The organism is Bacillus paramycoides, from assembly GCF_038971285.1.
GTDB lineage: Bacteria > Bacillota > Bacilli > Bacillales > Bacillaceae_G > Bacillus_A.
Map to the genome: position 1 here is coordinate 2932758 of NZ_CP152427.1, position 18244 is coordinate 2951001.

An 18244-nucleotide genomic window follows, 5' to 3' on the forward strand; every position below is an offset into this window, starting at 1 on the left:
CCACTTTTTTATTTTTGTTTATTAAGCTTGATCAGAGTTTTTCACATGTAATGGAGGTGGAACTACCCACCCTTTTTTCTTACTTAAACGCAGTAACGTTACACCTGCTTGCGCTTTTTTCATATGAAATTGTCCAAATAGCATCCCTACATCTTCTCGAAGACATTTTCCCATCACTTGACTACATGTCACAAGTCCAGCTGCTAATCCTGTAGAAACAGCTGCTGCTATTTCAGCATCATTAATACGCGCTCCTGGAGGAATGTCTTCGATAGATGCAACTGGTCGTTCTGGAGGAGCAGGCGGTAAAGCTACGCCATTAACCTTTAAAAGAGTTTTTAACTCTTCTATTTCTGAATTCATATCATTTTCAATTAAGCTTTCTAAAAACTTCTTCAAATCTTCGTCACCTGTGTGATTCATAAATACTTGATGGCTTGCGATTCCACCTTGTGCGGCTAGAAGATAACTCCAAATATCAAATACTTCTCCGTAATGTAACGGTTCATTTTGAGGGTTTCCACTTAAAATACCCATTTTTAAATTCCTCCCTTTCGAAAATATCATAATCAATATTGATTTCAATATTGAAATCAAATTTTTAAGTATGCTTTTTCCTGCGAAAGATTTTCTACTATGCATGGAAAACACCTTTCCAACACTACGTGTTTATTGTTTAGGAAAGTAGTTTACAAATTAAATACTCAAAGATTATGAAAGAAAATTATCGATAATCTTTGAGTGAGAATCCATTTACTATAAGGGTTTTTATTTTTATACATATACAAAAGAAATTGATTTACATATTTGCTATATTGTATTTCAATTTACTTAGCGGTTAGCTCTACCACCAAGTTGTTGTTCAGCCATTGCTACTAAACGTTTTGTGATTTCACCACCAACAGATCCATTTGAACGAGCTGTTGTATCTGCACCAAGTTGTACACCAAACTCTTGTGCAATTTCATATTTCATTTGATCAATTGCATTCTCAGCGCCTCGAACTAACAATTCATTACGACTTCCACTGTTATTGTTTGCCATATTCTTTCACCTCCGATGTTTTTAATATGCTACAAATTATGAAATAATAATTATCCTTTTTATGGAAATTAGATTGTGAATAAATATTGAGTTTCTTCTTAAAATAGAGAAAAAGACATAAGAAAGAAGAGTTGCTATAACGTACTTTCATAACAACATTATGTATAGATTTCTATTTTGCCAAGAGATACATATAAATTATGAAAAATGATTCCTAAGGAGATATGAGATGAAAGCTGTAACCTACCAAGGACCAAACCAAGTACAAGTTAAACAAGTTGATGATGCAAAGTTAGAGAAAAAAGATGATATTATTGTAAAAATAACTTCAACCGCTATTTGCGGTTCTGATTTACATTTATATCAAGGAAACATGCCGTTACCCCAAGGGTACATTATTGGTCATGAGCCAATGGGCATTGTTGAAGAAGTTGGTCCAGATGTTACTAAAGTAAAAAAAGGAGATCGCGTTGTTATTCCCTTTAACGTTGCTTGTGGACATTGTTTTTATTGCCAACATGAAATGGAAAGCCAATGTGATAACTCTAATCCTCATTATGATTCTGGTGGATACTTTGGTTATACAGAGAAATTTGGTAACCATCCAGGTGGACAAGCAGAATATTTAAAAGTTCCTTTTGGAAATTTCACTCCATTTGTTATACCAGAATCATGCGAACTTGAAGATGAATCCCTACTGTTTTTATCCGATGTTTTGCCAACAGCCTATTGGAGTGTAATAAACGCAGGTGTTAAGCCAGGTGATACTGTTATCGTTCTAGGTTGTGGACCTGTTGGATTAATGACACAAAAATTCGCTTGGATGCAAGGAGCTAAGCGCGTAATCGCAGTCGATTACTTAGATTATCGAATAAATTATGCAAAAAGGATTAACAATGTTGAGGTACTTGAGTTTACAAAATTTCCTGATATGGGAGAACATTTAAAGGAAATCACACATGGCGGTGCTGATGTAGTCATTGATTGCGTGGGCATGGATGGAAAAAAATCACCACTAGAATTTCTAGAACAAAAATTGAAATTACAAGGTGGAACTCTCGGTCCTATTCAAATTGCTACGAAAGCTGTAAGAAAATACGGAACGGTTCAAATGACTGGGGTTTATGGTGGGAATTATAATGCATTCCCACTTGGGGCATTTTGGGTTAGAAATATTAACCTAAAAATGGGACAAGCACCTGTTATTCATTTTATGCCAGAACTATTTGAAAAAATAACAAATAAAGAATTCAATCCAAAGGAGATTATTACACACAAAATCCCCCTCGAAGAAGCAAGTTACGGTTATCAAATTTTCAATAATCGTGAAGATGATTGTATAAAAGTCATTTTGAAACCTTGAAGATACAATTTGTTATTCTTTATGAAAAGGTAAGATTGCACTCCGTAATCTTATCTTTTTTTATTACATGCTAAGTAGCTATCCCCCACTTTCATCTCACATCGAAAAGAGTTATTTCAAAAGACTTTGCATTTTAAGGCAACAATTTATTGGTAAAAAAATGAATTAAAGTATTAAGCAACCAATTAACGGACACGATAACAATGTTAACTAACTTAAAAAGAGGTGTATTTCATGTTTTATTATAAAGAGGAAATAATTAATATGATTAAGCCGGATAAACCAGACCCAGCTGCTGCAAAAGTTTTACAAGAAATATTAGGCGGGCATTATGGGGAAATGCGTACAATGATGCAATATTTCTTCCAAAGCTCAAATTTTAGAGGTAAAGAGAAGCAATATCGCGATTTACTTCGAGGTGTTTTTTTAGAGGAAATAAGCCATGTAGAACTTGTACAACATACAATTAATCAGCTACTAACTGGATCTGGTGAACCTACGCCAGGAAATGCTGGTATTGACAAAGCACCGCTTGATGAAGCGGTTAAACATGCAAACCCTCACCACTTTATTGTAGGTGCTCAAAGTTCATTGCCTGTTGATGCAGCTGGAAATCCGTGGAATGGATCTTGGGTATATAGTCATGGAAACTTAATTAGCGATTTACTAGATAATGTCGTACTTGAATCTACAGGCGTACTTCAAAAGACTAGAATTTATGAAATGAGTTCTAATCAAACATTTAGAGAAACTCTTGCATTTTTAATTGTACGTGATAATGCACATCAAAATGCTTTTGCAAAAGCTTTAGAGACATTAGGAGTTGAATGGGGAAAACTCTTCCCTGTGCCGAACTATGATATTAATAAATATCCAGAGTGTAGAAAATATGTAGACATGGGATTCCATAATGCACAATTTAATTTCAGCTTAGATCCAACAAGAATGGGAGAAATATTCCAAGGTGAATCCCCAAGTAGAAACAAAGGAACATTAACAGTAATGGAACCGCCAAAAGGTTTTCCTGTACCAGAACTTCCTGAAATGCCAAATGAGCATAGCCCTGGATTAAAAGATATGGATCTTTAAGATCATTATGGCCAACTATTTATTCATGGTTGGCCATAGTTCTTTATAAAGATTCATGTAAGCTTGTTGTTAATATGATAAGATGTTTTAATAAATCAAGTGATGTTGATCATATTTCTGCTCCTCTTAATTTTGTTTCTATGAACCATTAGACGCCACTGTTTACTTATAATCTTCCTACGTCTATTTACATATAGCATCCCTATATTGTAAAAAAGAGGAAGGACTTATCCCTCCTCTTCTTTTAATTTTTCTTTAAAAGAGTTGCTCCTGCAATCCCTGGGTGTGTCATTTCAAATGGGTCTAGAATTAGTTCTAAGTCTTCTTGTGACAGTACACCATTTTTCACACAAAGTTCTCGAACGGATTGCCCTGTCGCGATTGCTTCTTTCGCAACGCGAGCTGCTGCTTCATAACCGATATGAGGGTTCACGGCTGTAATAATTCCTACACTCTTCTCAACATACTCTTTTAAGCGATCTTCATTCGCTTCAATTCCTTTTAAGCAATTATCTGTAAAGGCACGGAAACCGTTATTCATAATGCTAATTGATTGAAGTAAGTTGAAAACAAGTACTGGTTCCATAACGTTTAATTCTAATTGTCCTGCTTCTGAAGCAAGGCAAATTGTATGGTCGTTACCAATGACTTGGAACGCAATTTGATTAATTACTTCTGGCATAACAGGATTTACTTTCCCTGGCATAATAGATGAACCTGGTTGACGAGCTGGTAACATAATTTCTGCTAAACCAACACGTGGACCTGATGCCATTAAGCGAAGGTCATTCGCAATTTTAGACATATTCATCATACATACTTTCAGTGCTGCAGATACTTCAGTATAAGCATCCGTATTTTGCGTCGCATCTACTAAATCTTCTGCACCAACAAGCGGTAATTCACTAATTGCAGCTAAATGTTTTACAACTGCTTCAATGTATTCTGGATCTGCATTTAAGCCTGTACCCACTGCAGTTGCCCCCATATTTACTTCATATAAATGTTGACGCGATTGTTGAATTCGTTTCATATCACGTTCAAGTACGCGAGAGTATGCTTTAAATTCTTGTCCAAGACGGATTGGCACAGCATCTTGTAAATGTGTACGACCCATTTTAATAACATGGTCAAACTGTTCTGCTTTTAATTCAAATACATCATGCATATAACCCATCGTTTGTAATAAACCTTCTAATGCGTTTAATGTTGCGATATGAATCGCCGTTGGGAATGCATCGTTTGTTGATTGCGCCATGTTCACATGACTATTTGGACTAATATAATGATAGTCTCCCTTTTCCATTCCTAATAATTCAAGAGCACGATTAGCCATGACTTCATTTGCATTCATGTTCATTGAAGTACCTGCTCCGCCTTGGATTGGATCTACGATGAAATGATCGTGCCATTTTCCATCAAGAATTTCTTGAGCTGCTTCTGCAATCGCGCCGCCCTTGTTCAATTCCAATCTTCCTACATCTGTATTCGCAAGCGCTGCTGCTTTTTTTACAACTGCGAACGCCCTAATTAAACTTTCATGAATTTTGTACCCTGTAATCGGGAAATTTTCAACAGCGCGTAAAGTTTGAATTCCGTAATATGCCTTAATAGGTAATTCCTTTGCTCCCAAAAAATCCTTCTCCACTCGCATGTTCTTGTTTGTCATTGACATTTTAATTTCTCTCCCATATTAAATGTAAAACCTAAATAAATCATATGAAGTCATTACCAATCCTTATCAGACTTTATTGTTAAATCGTAGGCTAAAGGCTCTTCAATAATTTTTTTAATCTCTTCTAATTTATTAGTTTTTCCAAGCGTCCACATCAATTTTGCTATGATGGCTTCCGTATTCATATCTCCAGACAATATTACTTGATGTTGCGCCACTTTCCGTCCTACTTCATAGAGAAGTATGTCTTCTCCTTCTTCCAGGCATTGAGTAGTAATCACTACAGCAATCCCCATTTCAGTCAACTCTTGAATTTTCGAAAGCAAGTTCCTTCCTTCAAAAGGTAATCCACCGTTACCAAAACTTTCAATAATAACCCCTTTATACAAATCTTTTAAACAATCAAATATCTCTGGCTTTGTACCTGGATACAATTTCATAAGAAAAACATCCGTACATAAATTAGTATTTATTGAAAGTTCATTATGGGAGGACGTTGGCTTCCAATGATATTTCACTTCATCTTCATTTACCTCAGCAACATATGGATAATTCACACTTTCAAATGCATCATAACTTTTTGTTCGCATTTTAACTGCTCTCGTCCCAATAATCACCCTACTATCAAAAACAATAAACACACCGCCAACATCCTCACAGGCAAATCTAAGAGCATCAGCTACATTTTTCTTTGCGTCTGTCTTTTTAAAACTAATAGGCACCTGTGAGCCTGTTAAAACAACTGGTTTTCTTAAACCTTGAAGCATATAAGATAACGCAGAAGATGTATAAGCTAACGTATCCGTTCCATGTGTAATCACAAACCCGTCATAGTCATCATAGTGATTAAAAACAGCATTAGCTATTTCTTTCCAATGCTCAGGTTGCATATTGGTACTATCAATATTCAGTAAGATTTTGCAATCTATTTCTAAGTTTCGAGACGACTTCGAAAAATAATTCAATAATTCCTCAGCGGACAATCCTGGAACAAGCCCTTCATTCCCCTCCACAGATGCAATTGTCCCACCAGTTGCAAGTAATAAAATTTTCTTCATACACAACCCCTCCATAAAATAAACAACGATATATCGTTCGCGTAATGCGTATTTATATTTATCATTATAGAACTTAATTTGAATTAATCAAGATTTTGTATTCAATACGCGTACTTTTTTTTCTATTCTTGATTCTTTTTCTATGTTATAATTAATTTAATAAAATTAGATGGGGTATGAGACGAATGCTGGAACGTTTATCTAAATTAAGAAAAAATCAAAAATGGTCCTTACAAGAGACAGCAGATCGACTTGGGATTGCGAAAAGCACCTATGCTGGTTATGAAAATGGTTATAGATTACCTTCATTACAATCTTTATCTAAAATAGCAGATTTATTTGATACGTCTGTAGATTATATATTAGGTCGAATTGAACATTCACATCAAAACAAAGATGTAATTGATATTACAAGACTCCTAAACGATCCAGATCCAACACTTTTAATAGATGGAGAAGCACTTTCAACAGAAGAGATAATTGATTTTATTGCTTTTGTGAGAAGTAAACGAGAACTAAGTTCCAAGAGAATAGAAAATATTAAACCAACATGTAAAAGTTGATTCAATAAAAAACGAAGACACTACACTCTTTAAACTAAAAATACTTAGACAACTAATTTGTAAACGGTATATATAGGATTAATCCGAATTTATTTTATTAACTTTATATTTATAAATTATATTTTAATATTTTGTATATACAAAATATTCTTCTTAAAAACTTCCATATCAAGAAAAATCGCGGAACTATACTGATTGATCTAGTACTTCTCTCTATGCAGTTCATGCTGACAGCACTTGCACATAAATATGATTCCACTCCAATCAGAGAGCATGACAAAGAAAATAACAATACATTCTTTGGATTGGAAAAAGAGCGCTATGTATCAGTTATAATTCTATCTATTGATAAAATAACCAACGAAGGATATGCTACATATCGTCTCCCTGTTGAGAGAACTGCAAAATGGAAATAGCATAAAACTTATATTAAATACTAAAGGAGGCAGAATAGTATGGAAATCATCACAGCTATTTTAGTAGGAATCGTAGCATTAGAGCATTTATTTATCATGATTCTCGAAATGTTTTTTATTAATTCAAAAGTAGCAAAACGCGCTTTCAAATTGCCGAAGCATTTAGAAGGAGATCGAAACGTAGCCATTATGTTTGCAAATCAAGGTTTATATAATGGATTTTTAGCAGCTGGCCTCATTTGGGGACTTATACTTGGAAACAATCACATTGGTTATATGGTTCAATTATTTTTCGTCATTTGTGTAGTGGTAGCAGCTATTTTCGGAGGTTTCACATCCAATAAATCAATTATCGTGAAACAAGGACTTCCTGCCATTTTAGCGCTGCTTGCCCTTTTATCTGTCATATAGAAAAAGAGAATTTCAATAAAAGAACTCATTTTTGAAAAAAACACGCTATTCTTTCTGAAGATCCATAGGAAAGGATGGCGTTTTTATATGTCTATTTCTGTATCGAAAGAATTTGGAGGTATAACAGATTTCAAACAAGAATTATGTCATAAAACATAGTTTTTTAACCCACTCATTTTACTAATTTATCCTTTAACTCCTCCCTTTTTCTTTAGCTTCATCAATTCTAATAACATGGATTTTTTATTTGTCAGCTTAATGAATTGAGTATATAACTCTGGGAATTCTTTTTGAACTTCTTTATTTAATACTGTTTTATATTTAATCATATAAATTACTTGTAACAAGGTGTAAGTGTAACCTTTAGAATTGGTGTAGATTATGAAATTATGCGTCACGGAATGCTAATATGGTTACTGTAAGTGATAAAGCTACAGGTATAAAAACGATTAACAAAGCATCTTAATGTTTATGAAATGCTTTGTTAATCGTTTCTCTTCTCCCTAATCTCCTGCAAGATTCTATTTTTTATTAAAATTTTCCACATCTTATTTGATTTATTTATTCTGTAACACCAGATTGGGTTACTTTTACATCAGCTGTTACACGAAAACGTAACTGTTTATAGGATTCTTCCCATTCTTGACTGTTCCATTTTCTTACGTGAGTTCTACCAAGCTTTCTAAGTCCTATAGGATCTGTGCCTTTTTTAATAAATCTCTTTATCAATGTAGTTGCTTTTTTTTCTATTTCTGTTTCCATAATTTTTTCTAATTTTTTTATTTCTTTAGGATTATCTAGATTTTTTGTTTTTGTAAATTCTTGAATTTCAGCTTTAACTTGAATATGAGCATTTACAAATGGATGCTTACTATTTCCCGCCATTTTATATTTTGTTCTAGCCTTTATATTCTCTATCGTGGCGTACGTGTTTGAAGAACCAGGTAGTTTGAATTGGTATGTACCTTGTTTAAAATTATCTGTCAACAATTTAAATACAAATAAATCTTTAGGGTTCACTTTATCAACCATTTTACATCTTTTAAAAAGTGCTATTCCATCTAACTCCAACACGTTACCTTTTTTAGATATCATCGGTAAATAAGAATCTCTCGCATCATCATTAAGTTGATTTAAAAACATAAAAAAATTTGTTTTTGGTTGCGTTCCATTGTCCATATTTTGCTCAAGTAAAGAGGATAAATAGGAAGCAATTTCTTTTTCTTTAGAATAGTTCCCCTTCAATAGTGATTCCCCTTTTACATTTGTAATTGCTAAATAAATTGCATTTCCTACACTAGGATTTCGGTTCAAAGTCTCTAAAATTTCCTGCATTCCCTTTTCAATTATTTTTTCATTAAATATAATCACACGCAATTGCCCCAACTCTAGAGGTCCAGAAGATTTTTCGGATGCTCTTGCAAGAACTTCTCTACCAGTCTGGCCTGATGCTGAATAGATTTTCGTTTCACCTTCTCCGCCTCCTTTATAAGCTGAAATCGCAAAGGTTCCTTTTAGCTTACCTTTTGCTTCGGTATCATATGCCGCAACTTGAACTAAGTCAATGTCATCCACAATTTTCGTTTTAGCACAACCTATTAAGAAGACACTTACTATAATGAAAAGTAACCATCGCTTCATGTTTATCTCCTTAACTTTATTTTGGCGGTTTGAATTAGCCATAGTACAGGTAAGTATACATATATATACATAAAGCCAATTTGACCTGTCCAAGTATTTAATAAGTTAATTTTATTACGGTTATTCAAGAAAAATGATAAAACGAAGATGAATACGATGATAACTGGCAAAACATATTTTTGCTTTATTCCCAGCGCCTCTTTTATACCACGACTTACTCCCCACAATGTAAAGGAAACGTTAGGTAATATAAAAAAAGCCCAAACAGAAACAATAATGTATTCAAACCGCTCTATAAAGGGAAATTGTATAATTTTAATCATGCTTAAATATGCCCATATCGCGCTCGCTAGTTGTTTTTCACTAAAAAACGCGAGAGTTAAAATCATAAGGTATGTGTAGACAATAGTCGTTACTAAATTTGCATAGTGCGCATATTTTTGAGACGTTCTTGCCTTTTTAATAAATGGGTAGTACAGCAATAACATTTCAAATCCAAAAAAACTAAACATATTTCCTTTCATTCCTTTCATAATTTCTAGGAATGAATGCTGTGCAATTGGAAATAAATTTTGAAAATCTGCATACTGCAAAGGATAAAAAAATGTGAAGATTAGAATGCTTGGGATAACGATTCCAAAGAAGCCGATTCCGGCAACTACCCGAAATCCTCCAGTAACAATGTAATAACATAGACCCAAAAAAGCCCCTGCTATAATCCAAGATGAAATGGAAGGAAACATCCAAACATGTACTACTTCGATATAAGTATGTAGTGTTGTTGCACCTAACAATACAATATAAGATAAAAAAATGAAGTTGAACATTCCACCAATCCATTTCCCAAACACGTTTTGATTGATTGCAATGATATCTCCATTACCCTGATTTAAAATCTGATATATGATCCAAATCATAAGATTAACAGATATTCCAAAAAGTAGCGTACTTATCCACGCATCATTTCCAACTAATTTTGCACTAATCCTTTCAAAACCAAGCATACCAACCCCCATCTGTATAGTAATAATTAAAAAAAATACCATAAATGGAGAGACTTGATACTCAATTGGGACCTGTTTCATAATGCTCCTCCCTGTTAATTTCAATCATCAAAATCATTTCGTGATTTGATTTTATTTTTCTCTACCTCTTCTGGATTAAAACGAAAACGCTGTTTAGACCTTGAAAAAATAGGACGTCGGAACATCGCTGAGATTGGCATACGTATAATGCTGTCTTTCCAATCTGTAGGGCGTGTAGGATAAAAAGGGAACAAATAAGGACGTCTTAATGATTCTGTACGTAATAGGCGTGCTAAAAGTAAAGAACTTGTTAAAACAATTCCTAATAAGCCCAACAGGTGTGCAGCTATTATAAAAGGAAAACGAATTACTCGAATTGTATTACCAATTCGATATATTGGTGCTGTAAATGAACTAAGAGCTGAAAGTGCAACAATGATAATAAGTACGTTACTTGTAAGACTTGCCTCTACCGATGCTTGTCCAATAACAATACCCCCTACTATACCGACAGTTAGACCCACTTTAGTTGGTAAACGTGTCCCCGCTTCTCTCAGTAATTCAATCGTTATTTCTAAAAAAAGTGCTTCAATGACTGGAGGAAAAGGTACTTTACTTCTCGATATGATCAACGTTTCAAGAAGTTCTTTTGGAATTAGCTCATAATGATATGTTAAGATCGCAACATATAATGGAGTCGTTAAAACAGAAAAGATAAAAGCAAAAATCCTTAACAGTCGAAAAAATGAGGCCATAATCCAAGGCATGGTATAATCTTCTGTCGTAGAAAAAAAGTCAATTAATGTTGTTGGAAGAGTGATAGCATAAGGCGAGCCATCTACAAAAAGTGCAATTTTCCCTTCTGCTAATACAGCTGCTACACGGTCAGGACGTTCTGTATTCAAAAATTGAGGGAATATAGAATTCGGGTTGTCTGCAATTAACTGAATCAAATAAGTACTATCCAAAACATGGTCTGTTTTTATTTGGCTTACCCGTTTTATAATTTCTTGTAGATTTTGATCATTTACAATTCCCTCAATAAATACAATTGCAACAGTTGTGTTAGAGAGCGCGCCTACTTTCAATTCCTTCATTTGTAAATAAGGTGTTGGAAGCTTTCTACGTACCAAATTTAAATTCACATCTAAATCTTCGACAAATGCGATTTGCGGACCCACAATATTGTATTCAATTTCAGCTTTTGTAATATCCCTTTTTTCTTTCTTTGACACATTTACTAACAAACAATTTAATGTATCTGTATCAAACTGAATAAGTATATAGCCATTTAAAATACTATCCTGAATATCTTCCATTTGATTTGTTATTTTTGAATTCTCAAAGGGTAAGACAGACTGAATATCTTGTAACGAATCGAAGTTCTTCTCTTTTATATAAGTCAAAACCTCTTCATGAAATATATTTACATCGATTAATGTTCTAAAATATGAAATGACTATAGAGGAATTATTAGAAGCAATTTCCAACGTTATAAAATCTTTAGATTTTTTTAGTAATTTCATTAAATCCTGCAAAGATTCTATAGAGTAAACAGATATTCTTTCATGTGGTTTCAATTGATAATACCCTTCCTTTCAGAAAGAAACTATATATAGTTTTCAGGAAATTGCTATTTTTAAAATTAGGGATGGTGATATGTAAGTATACTTATTGAATTAATAATAACGCCTTTGAAAATAATTTAACCAAAATTAGTTAAAAAATGTATTACAAGTAAATATTAGAAATATTTTCAATCAGAATTACGATATTAAAAACATCCTTTCTTTTGGTTCTAAAGAAAGGATGTTTTTATAACAAGCTTTTTCAAGTGTCTATTCTATAGGGTACATTTACCAGTGTTCTTCTCTTTACTATTTCATTAAGTAACATTAGCATTACATTCTGTATGGTTTCTTAAAAAATTTCAGTAAAAGAATATATTAATTTTGAAGTGTACAAATAGGAAGAGTGACTTCAACTGTAGTTCCCTTATTCACTTCACTCTCAATAAATATCTTTCCCTGATGTGTTTCAATGATTTTATAACAGATCATTAACCCTAAGCCAATCCCCTCTTCTTTAATACTATAAAAAGGTTCTCCGAGATATGGTATACGTTCTTTTGGAATCCCACACCCTTGATCGATAAAACGAATGCTTAATTGATTATTATCAAGTATATTTAATTGAATGAGAATTTCCCCTCCCATCGGCATAGATTCAATTGCATTTTTTAATATATTAACAAATACTTGTTTTAATTGATTTCCTTCACATGAAATCAATGGAATACCAGGGTTAAGATCGATTCTAAATTTTATATTATTCATCATTGCTTGAGGTTGTAGTAGCATTAAAACTTGATCCATTAGCACACTAATATCATTAGGTTGTATTTTTACCACCTGTGGTTTGGCTACCGCCATAAATTCAGTTGTAATGCTCTCTATACGCTCAATCTCTGATGATACTATATTAATATAACCCTGATTATTCTCATTTTCCGTTGATTTTAGTAATTGCATGAACCCTTTCATTGCAGTTAATGGATTATTAATCTCATGAGCCATTACAGTCGCTAATTGTCCTACAACAGCAAGTTTTTCAGATTTTCGCAATAATTCTTCTGTTTTTAGCCGTTCAGTGATATCACGAGAAATACTTAGGAAAACTTTTTTACCATTTAAGTTAAAAACACGAACACTAAACTCAGTTGTTATTACTTTTCCTGTTGGAAAAACATATTCATCTTGCAAAGTGAAGGAAGTTTGTCCCTTTTTAATTTTTTCTAATAACCTTACGATCATTTGAGAATCTTGTGGTACTATATTTGAAAATGATAATGAGAGCAACTCTTCTCTACTATATCCAAATCTTCTACACCCAACAGGGTTTACCTCAATAAATCGACTTGGAGCATTCTCTTCATTCAGCTCTACTACATATACGGCATCAGTTGCTTGTTCGATTAGTGCACGGTATTTCATTTCACTATCTCTTAATTGCTGGTGTAATCGATGCCGTTCTCTTTCTGCTTGTTTCCTTTCAGAGATGTCTCTACATATTGCTGATAAAGCTATCACATTTCCTCTTACATCTAATATAGGAGAAACTGTCAGACTGACATCAAGAAGACTCCCATCGTTACGTTGTCTAACAGTTTCTAATCTAGTAACCACAGATTCTCCTGTTAGAATTTTCTGAATATTTTTAAGTGATTCTTCCATTAAAAAATCTGGTACACAAGGTAATCTCTTACCTATGATTTCTTGTGATGACCAACCAAATATCTTTTCATAAGCTTTATTCGCTTGTAAAATATACCCTTCTCGATCAGAAATGGTAATAGCATCTAGATTGTGCTTTATAAATGATTCCAACAATTCTTTGGTAGCGCTTAATTCTGATTCTACCTTTTTCCTTTCAGTTATATCAACTGTAGAACCAACAACTTCAATAACTTGTCCATTTCGTTTAATCGGCCTAAGCGCAATAAGAATAATAGTTTTATCATTTGGCCAAGGTAATTCAAATATAATTTCTTTTCCTTCCCATGCCTGAAGATAGTACTTCATCAATTGTGGAACTAAATGTGGAGGAACAATAGAAGCATCAATAGTACGTAAGCTTTTTCCTACCACCTGTTCAGAATAAAATCCGTTTTGATAATAAAACTGTCCATCACATAAAGTGTGTATAAAGTGCTTACCCACTTTTTTAAATTTAAAAATTCCTCCTTGAAGCTCATGTACGGTATCTGCAAGTTCTTGCTTCGATTTTTTTAATTCTCGATTCATTTTAGATAAGTCCCGTGTTAAATAATACAATCTCTGGTAGGCTTCCATAAGAAATAGCCCAATTAAAAGTCCTAACGCTATATATAATAGGCCTCCTGTGTAAAGTAATGTAGTATTAAATAATACGCCAACTAACCACTTTATTCCAATAAAAACAGAAAAATATAACGATGCACTTTTAAAAGGATGTAGTTTTTTAAAATAAGTTTTAAAGGTAGAAAATAGAATCCCCATACCTAAATAAGCAATCACAGGAGGTTCCCAGTACCCTCCAGTGTAAAAGATACGCATTACAATTATGCTAATTAACGTAATCCAACCAGCAATACGACCAAAGTAAATAAAAGATAGAATAAGAGGAACAACTCGAAGATCGTAGGAAAATCCCATGTATGGAAAAGAAAAGAACATTAACGTAACTGCAATAATCCCTCCATAGAGCTTTTCAAAATATCGACTAGAATTAATTGTAAACACTTGGATAAATATTGCTGCGCTAACTAATAAAGAAAAAATAGAAAGGTTGATGAAATAATCTTTAATAATCATGTAATGTCCCTCCTTGCATTAAGTGTATTCGACAAAAAAACTAAAAATCCTACAAACTGTATAAACAGTTCAAATGCATAAATTTTAAACTAGGATAAAATCTAGAAAAGTAAATAAGGAGCACAGCAGATGAGATATTTTAATGAAAAATAGTTCAAAAAAGATAATAGTAACCGTTGACTACTATTATCTTTTTTCTTTAAGTTATCGTAATATGTCTGAAACTCTAAGGGACGTGGTATGTCATTTCATCAAACAATGATTATATGCTGAGTTCATGAATATAGAAATTTCATCTGTAATTTTTGAAACATAACACAAAAAAACAAAACTGTCTTTAAAAATGGAAAAAGCCTATATCAATGTCAACTAATCTATGTACAAAAACATTCACTTAATTTTGCATAAAATTACTGCACTTAGGAAGCGAAGTAGTTCTTCAGGGTCCATAAGAACACCTGTAGATGCTTCAGGATAACTACATAATTGTATGAGTATGAGTGATGTACTTGAAACCTTTCGGTAAAACCATCCACATAATGCAACTAACTCCTTGGTTCAATATTTACTTTTTCTTTAGCTAAGTATTCTAGGACATAAGGAGATATATGCCATTGCAATTTTTCAATTAACTTGGTGTCTAGTTTATTGTCCAGCTCCAATTACTTCGTTACTTTTCAGATTCAGTTCATTATATTTTGTACTTTGTCTTTATACACAACATATTCTTTACCATCCACTACTGCTACTATCGCAAATTCATCATTTGGATTGAATGAAAGCCAATCAGCCCACATGTTAGTATTAGCCCCTCCACTCCACATATTATGAACAGTGTTTTTAGTTAAATTCATAACTTTATAAGACGCATTTGGCGCATTTGTTCCAGTCTTTATTTCAAAAGTGTATGCGTTATGAATTTTTTTATAAAAGTAGAAAACGTTTGATGGACGAAGCTGATTCAAAAAATCCTGTTCTTTTTTCTCTGCAATTTTTATCCCTTCTTGCAAAGTGACAACATCTGTTTTTAATGTTTTCCAACTGTTTTTCGCTGCATTCAAGCTAGGGGTTAAGAATTTATATTTATTTTGATCAGCTTTTTGATCAGCTTTATCAATATGTCCCAGTACACCCGAATATTGAGAATCTAAATCCTCCCATTGCGTAGACATATAAGTAAGAGCAGTGATAGCACTATCAAGCATACTATGCATATCACTAATATTATGAAATGCAACTCCAACTACACGATTCAATGTTATTTTATAATCTACAGTCTGACGCAATTTTGCTAATTCAGGTTCTAGCCAACCTAACTTACCTCTTGCATCACCTATCATTATGCCACCAGCAATCAAGGTTGGAATAAAGGGGATTTTCACCATGTCTAACCCCTTAGATTCTATGTCTTTCTGATATTTTACTTGTCCTAAAAGGTCCTCTAGACGCTTTTGGTCAGCCTCCACATCAGCACCTTGGTTTTTTAAAATCGATTGCAATGTCTCTTTATGACTTCCAAATGTTCTAACATCTTCTCCAATAGCATTTTTTAATTGAATTAATTCTTCTATTAATGCTTTTGCAGAGTTTTGATTTTGTTGAATTCCTCCCTGTAAATCTGTAATCCCTTTTTTTAAAGTATCTCCATTTCCAGTATTGATCGCCTCTACTAATGTTTCATAATAATTTTCAAATTTTGTATCGTATTCTATAATGCCTGTCAATGTATCAAAAAGCTGTTTTTTTACTTGTGTATTCCATGTAACAGCATGTGCTCTTGCATTCTTTTGATCTTGTACAATTTTACTAGGTAAATCTGCATTTCCATTAATAGTTATTCCTTCAAAACTCACATCTGGATTATTAATTAGCAAATAAGAATATTCATTCATAGCTTTTGCAAATAAACCAGCATCTTGCAAAGCTTTTTTCATCTGTTCTTCATTTGCTGAAAGAGACATATTTTCAGTGTTCGTTTGTTCAATTTCAATTGCAAAAGTTTCTAGTGGTATGACTGCATAAGTAGTTGTTATAGTTAAAAACGCTGATACAGCGAGTAGTTTATTAGGAATTTTTTTCATCATTTCGTATTCCTCCTATATAAGGTATGGTTTCAAGTTCTAATCTTATTAAAAAGCGATGTCTTTCAAAATGAGTTCTACATCTTTTATCAGTATCGTTTGAACTTTCTTTAGCAGCCTTCAAATCATTAAGTATTAAAGAAAATGTATATCATCTGCTTCAAATTAACCAATTCTGTTGCAAATTTTAAAAAAGCAATTAAACTACAAGGTTATTTTTTATTCGAATCATACTTATATATAATTGAAAGGCGAAGTCTTTAATGAGACTCCGCCTTTCTGTTATATAAGGATTTATTAATTATTACTTTTCTGTTTAACAGTGTAATCATAGACTTTCTATGTTTTAGTTCACTTTACAACAGAATTAATATTTCCCTATTTTTGTGGAGTAACAGTTTCCACTTTTAATTCCTTTATTCCTTCTTTTAATGTAACAGCATCTGTTCGTAATGTTTTCCAACTGTCTTTCGCTGCATTTAAATTAGGTTTTAAGAATTTAAATTTATTTTGATCGGCTTTTTGAGCTGCATTCTCAATATGCCCTAGAACGCCCGAATATTGAGAATCTAAATCATGCCACTGCGTGGACATATAAGTAAGAGCGTTAATAGCATCATCAAGCGCCTTGTGCATTTCATTAATATTACTGTAAGCAACTCCAACTACACGATTTAAGGTTACTTTATAATCCACGGTCTGACGTAATTCTGCTAATAAAGGCTCTAACTTACCTAAATTATCTCTTGCTACTCCCACTATGATACCGCCAATTATTGGTAGACCCAAAATAGCACCCTTCATTACATTAAACCCATCAGATTCTAATTGTTTATAATAGTTTACTGATCCTAATACTTCTTCTAGACGCTTTTGATCGGCATCAACATCTGCACCTTGATTTTTTAAAATTGACTGCAAGAGCTCTTTATTACTTCCAAATGCTCTAACATCGTGTCCAATAGAGTCTCTTAATTTAGTTAATTCTTCTATTAGTTGTTGTGCATACTTTTGATTTTGTTGAATTTCACCTCGCAAATCTGTAATCCCTTCTTTTAAAGTTTCTCCATCCCCTGTATTAATCGCCTCTACCATTGTTTCATAATAATTGTCAAATGTTGTATCGTATTCAACAATACCATTCAATGTATCTAAAAGCTGTTTTTTTACTTTCGTATCCCAAGTAACAGCATGTGCTCTTGCATTCTTTTGATCTTGTACGATTCTACCAGGTAAATCTACATATCCATTAATGGTAATTCCCTCAAAATTCACATCCGGATTTTTAATTAACATATAAGAATAGGCATTCATAGATTTTGCAAATAATCCAGCCTTTTGCAAGGTCTCTTTCATTCTCGCTTCATTTGCAGAAAGAGCTGTATCTTCATTGTTCGTTTGTTCAATTTCACTTGCAAAAGTTGTTACTGGTGAAACTACATTAGCAGTTGTAATAGTTAATAGCGTCGATACAGCGAGTAATTTGTAAGGGATTTTTTTTATCATTTCATTTTCCTCCAATTTAG

At 33.0% G+C, this 18244-nt stretch carries 14 protein-coding genes and 2 pseudogenes; 5 read left to right on the plus strand and 11 right to left on the minus strand.

Features of this window, described 5'->3' with window-relative positions:
• Nucleotides 1-21 precede the first annotated feature (21 nt).
• Nucleotides 22-537 carry a DUF3231 family protein gene (locus tag AAG068_RS15215; protein ID WP_000512139.1) on the minus strand — a complete coding sequence of 172 codons (516 nt, stop codon included), beginning with the start codon at nucleotides 535-537 and terminating at the stop codon, nucleotides 22-24.
• A gap of 294 nt (nucleotides 538-831) precedes the next feature.
• Nucleotides 832-1044 (minus strand): small acid-soluble spore protein, SasP family, encoded by a 213-nt coding sequence (gene sasP, locus AAG068_RS15220; RefSeq protein ID WP_000002837.1) that lies wholly within the window; start codon nucleotides 1042-1044, stop codon nucleotides 832-834.
• Between the two features lie 229 nt (nucleotides 1045-1273).
• Here sasP and AAG068_RS15225 point away from each other — a divergent pair, with 229 nt between their 5' ends.
• Complete coding sequence (locus AAG068_RS15225; protein ID WP_342714888.1) at nucleotides 1274-2407, plus strand: zinc-dependent alcohol dehydrogenase; 1134 nt, start codon at nucleotides 1274-1276, stop codon at nucleotides 2405-2407.
• Between the two features lie 234 nt (nucleotides 2408-2641).
• Nucleotides 2642-3496 (plus strand): manganese catalase family protein, encoded by an 855-nt coding sequence (locus AAG068_RS15230; RefSeq protein ID WP_342714889.1) that lies wholly within the window; start codon nucleotides 2642-2644, stop codon nucleotides 3494-3496.
• Nucleotides 3497-3740: 244 nt separating this feature from the next.
• On the opposite strand, the gene aspA is transcribed toward AAG068_RS15230, so the two are convergent.
• Both aspA and ansA read right to left on the minus strand, forming a co-directional pair.
• Nucleotides 3741-5171 carry an aspartate ammonia-lyase gene (aspA, locus tag AAG068_RS15235; protein ID WP_048527796.1) on the minus strand — a complete coding sequence of 477 codons (1431 nt, stop codon included), beginning with the start codon at nucleotides 5169-5171 and terminating at the stop codon, nucleotides 3741-3743.
• A 53-nt stretch (nucleotides 5172-5224) separates the two neighbouring features.
• Nucleotides 5225-6229, minus strand: a complete 1005-nt coding sequence (gene ansA, locus AAG068_RS15240; protein WP_144611835.1) for an asparaginase — start codon at nucleotides 6227-6229, stop codon at nucleotides 5225-5227.
• 185 nt (nucleotides 6230-6414) lie between these two features.
• Between ansA and ansR the strand changes: the two genes are divergently transcribed.
• From ansR to AAG068_RS15255, 3 genes and pseudogenes are all read left to right on the plus strand, one after another.
• The gene (gene ansR / locus AAG068_RS15245; RefSeq protein ID WP_048527800.1) at nucleotides 6415-6792 is read left to right on the plus strand and encodes an HTH-type transcriptional regulator AnsR; all 378 of its coding nucleotides are present in this window, start codon (nucleotides 6415-6417) and stop codon (nucleotides 6790-6792) included.
• Nucleotides 6793-6968: 176 nt separating this feature from the next.
• Nucleotides 6969-7208: pseudogene (locus AAG068_RS15250) on the plus strand (nitroreductase family protein); the annotation flags it as partial.
• A gap of 39 nt (nucleotides 7209-7247) precedes the next feature.
• The gene (locus tag AAG068_RS15255) at nucleotides 7248-7619 is read left to right on the plus strand and encodes a DUF1304 domain-containing protein (RefSeq protein WP_088081149.1); all 372 of its coding nucleotides are present in this window, start codon (nucleotides 7248-7250) and stop codon (nucleotides 7617-7619) included.
• 175 nt (nucleotides 7620-7794) lie between these two features.
• Here AAG068_RS15255 and AAG068_RS29965 read toward each other — a convergent pair.
• The 7 genes and pseudogenes from AAG068_RS29965 to hblB all read right to left on the minus strand — a co-directional run.
• Nucleotides 7795-7969 (minus strand): annotated as a pseudogene (locus AAG068_RS29965) (nucleotide excision repair endonuclease); the annotation flags it as partial.
• 211 nt (nucleotides 7970-8180) lie between these two features.
• Nucleotides 8181-9260 carry a Ger(x)C family spore germination protein gene (locus AAG068_RS15265; RefSeq protein WP_088316584.1) on the minus strand — a complete coding sequence of 360 codons (1080 nt, stop codon included), beginning with the start codon at nucleotides 9258-9260 and terminating at the stop codon, nucleotides 8181-8183.
• A 2-nt stretch (nucleotides 9261-9262) separates the two neighbouring features.
• Nucleotides 9263-10345, minus strand: coding sequence for a GerAB/ArcD/ProY family transporter (locus tag AAG068_RS15270; protein ID WP_042511077.1), 1083 nt, complete (start codon nucleotides 10343-10345; stop codon nucleotides 9263-9265).
• A 20-nt stretch (nucleotides 10346-10365) separates the two neighbouring features.
• Entirely contained in the window at nucleotides 10366-11865 is a 1500-nt protein-coding gene (locus tag AAG068_RS15275; protein WP_048527806.1) for a spore germination protein, read from the minus strand.
• 366 nt (nucleotides 11866-12231) lie between these two features.
• Nucleotides 12232-14637: a PAS domain S-box protein gene (locus AAG068_RS15280; RefSeq protein WP_166688398.1), complete on the minus strand. Its 2406-nt coding sequence runs from the start codon at nucleotides 14635-14637 to the stop codon at nucleotides 12232-12234.
• Nucleotides 14638-15320: 683 nt separating this feature from the next.
• Entirely contained in the window at nucleotides 15321-16721 is a 1401-nt protein-coding gene (gene hblA / locus AAG068_RS15285) for a hemolytic enterotoxin HBL binding subunit HblA (protein ID WP_157409962.1), read from the minus strand.
• A gap of 375 nt (nucleotides 16722-17096) precedes the next feature.
• Complete coding sequence (gene hblB, locus AAG068_RS15290) at nucleotides 17097-18224, minus strand: hemolytic enterotoxin HBL binding subunit HblB (protein ID WP_001968418.1); 1128 nt, start codon at nucleotides 18222-18224, stop codon at nucleotides 17097-17099.
• Nucleotides 18225-18244: the final 20 nt, after the last annotated feature.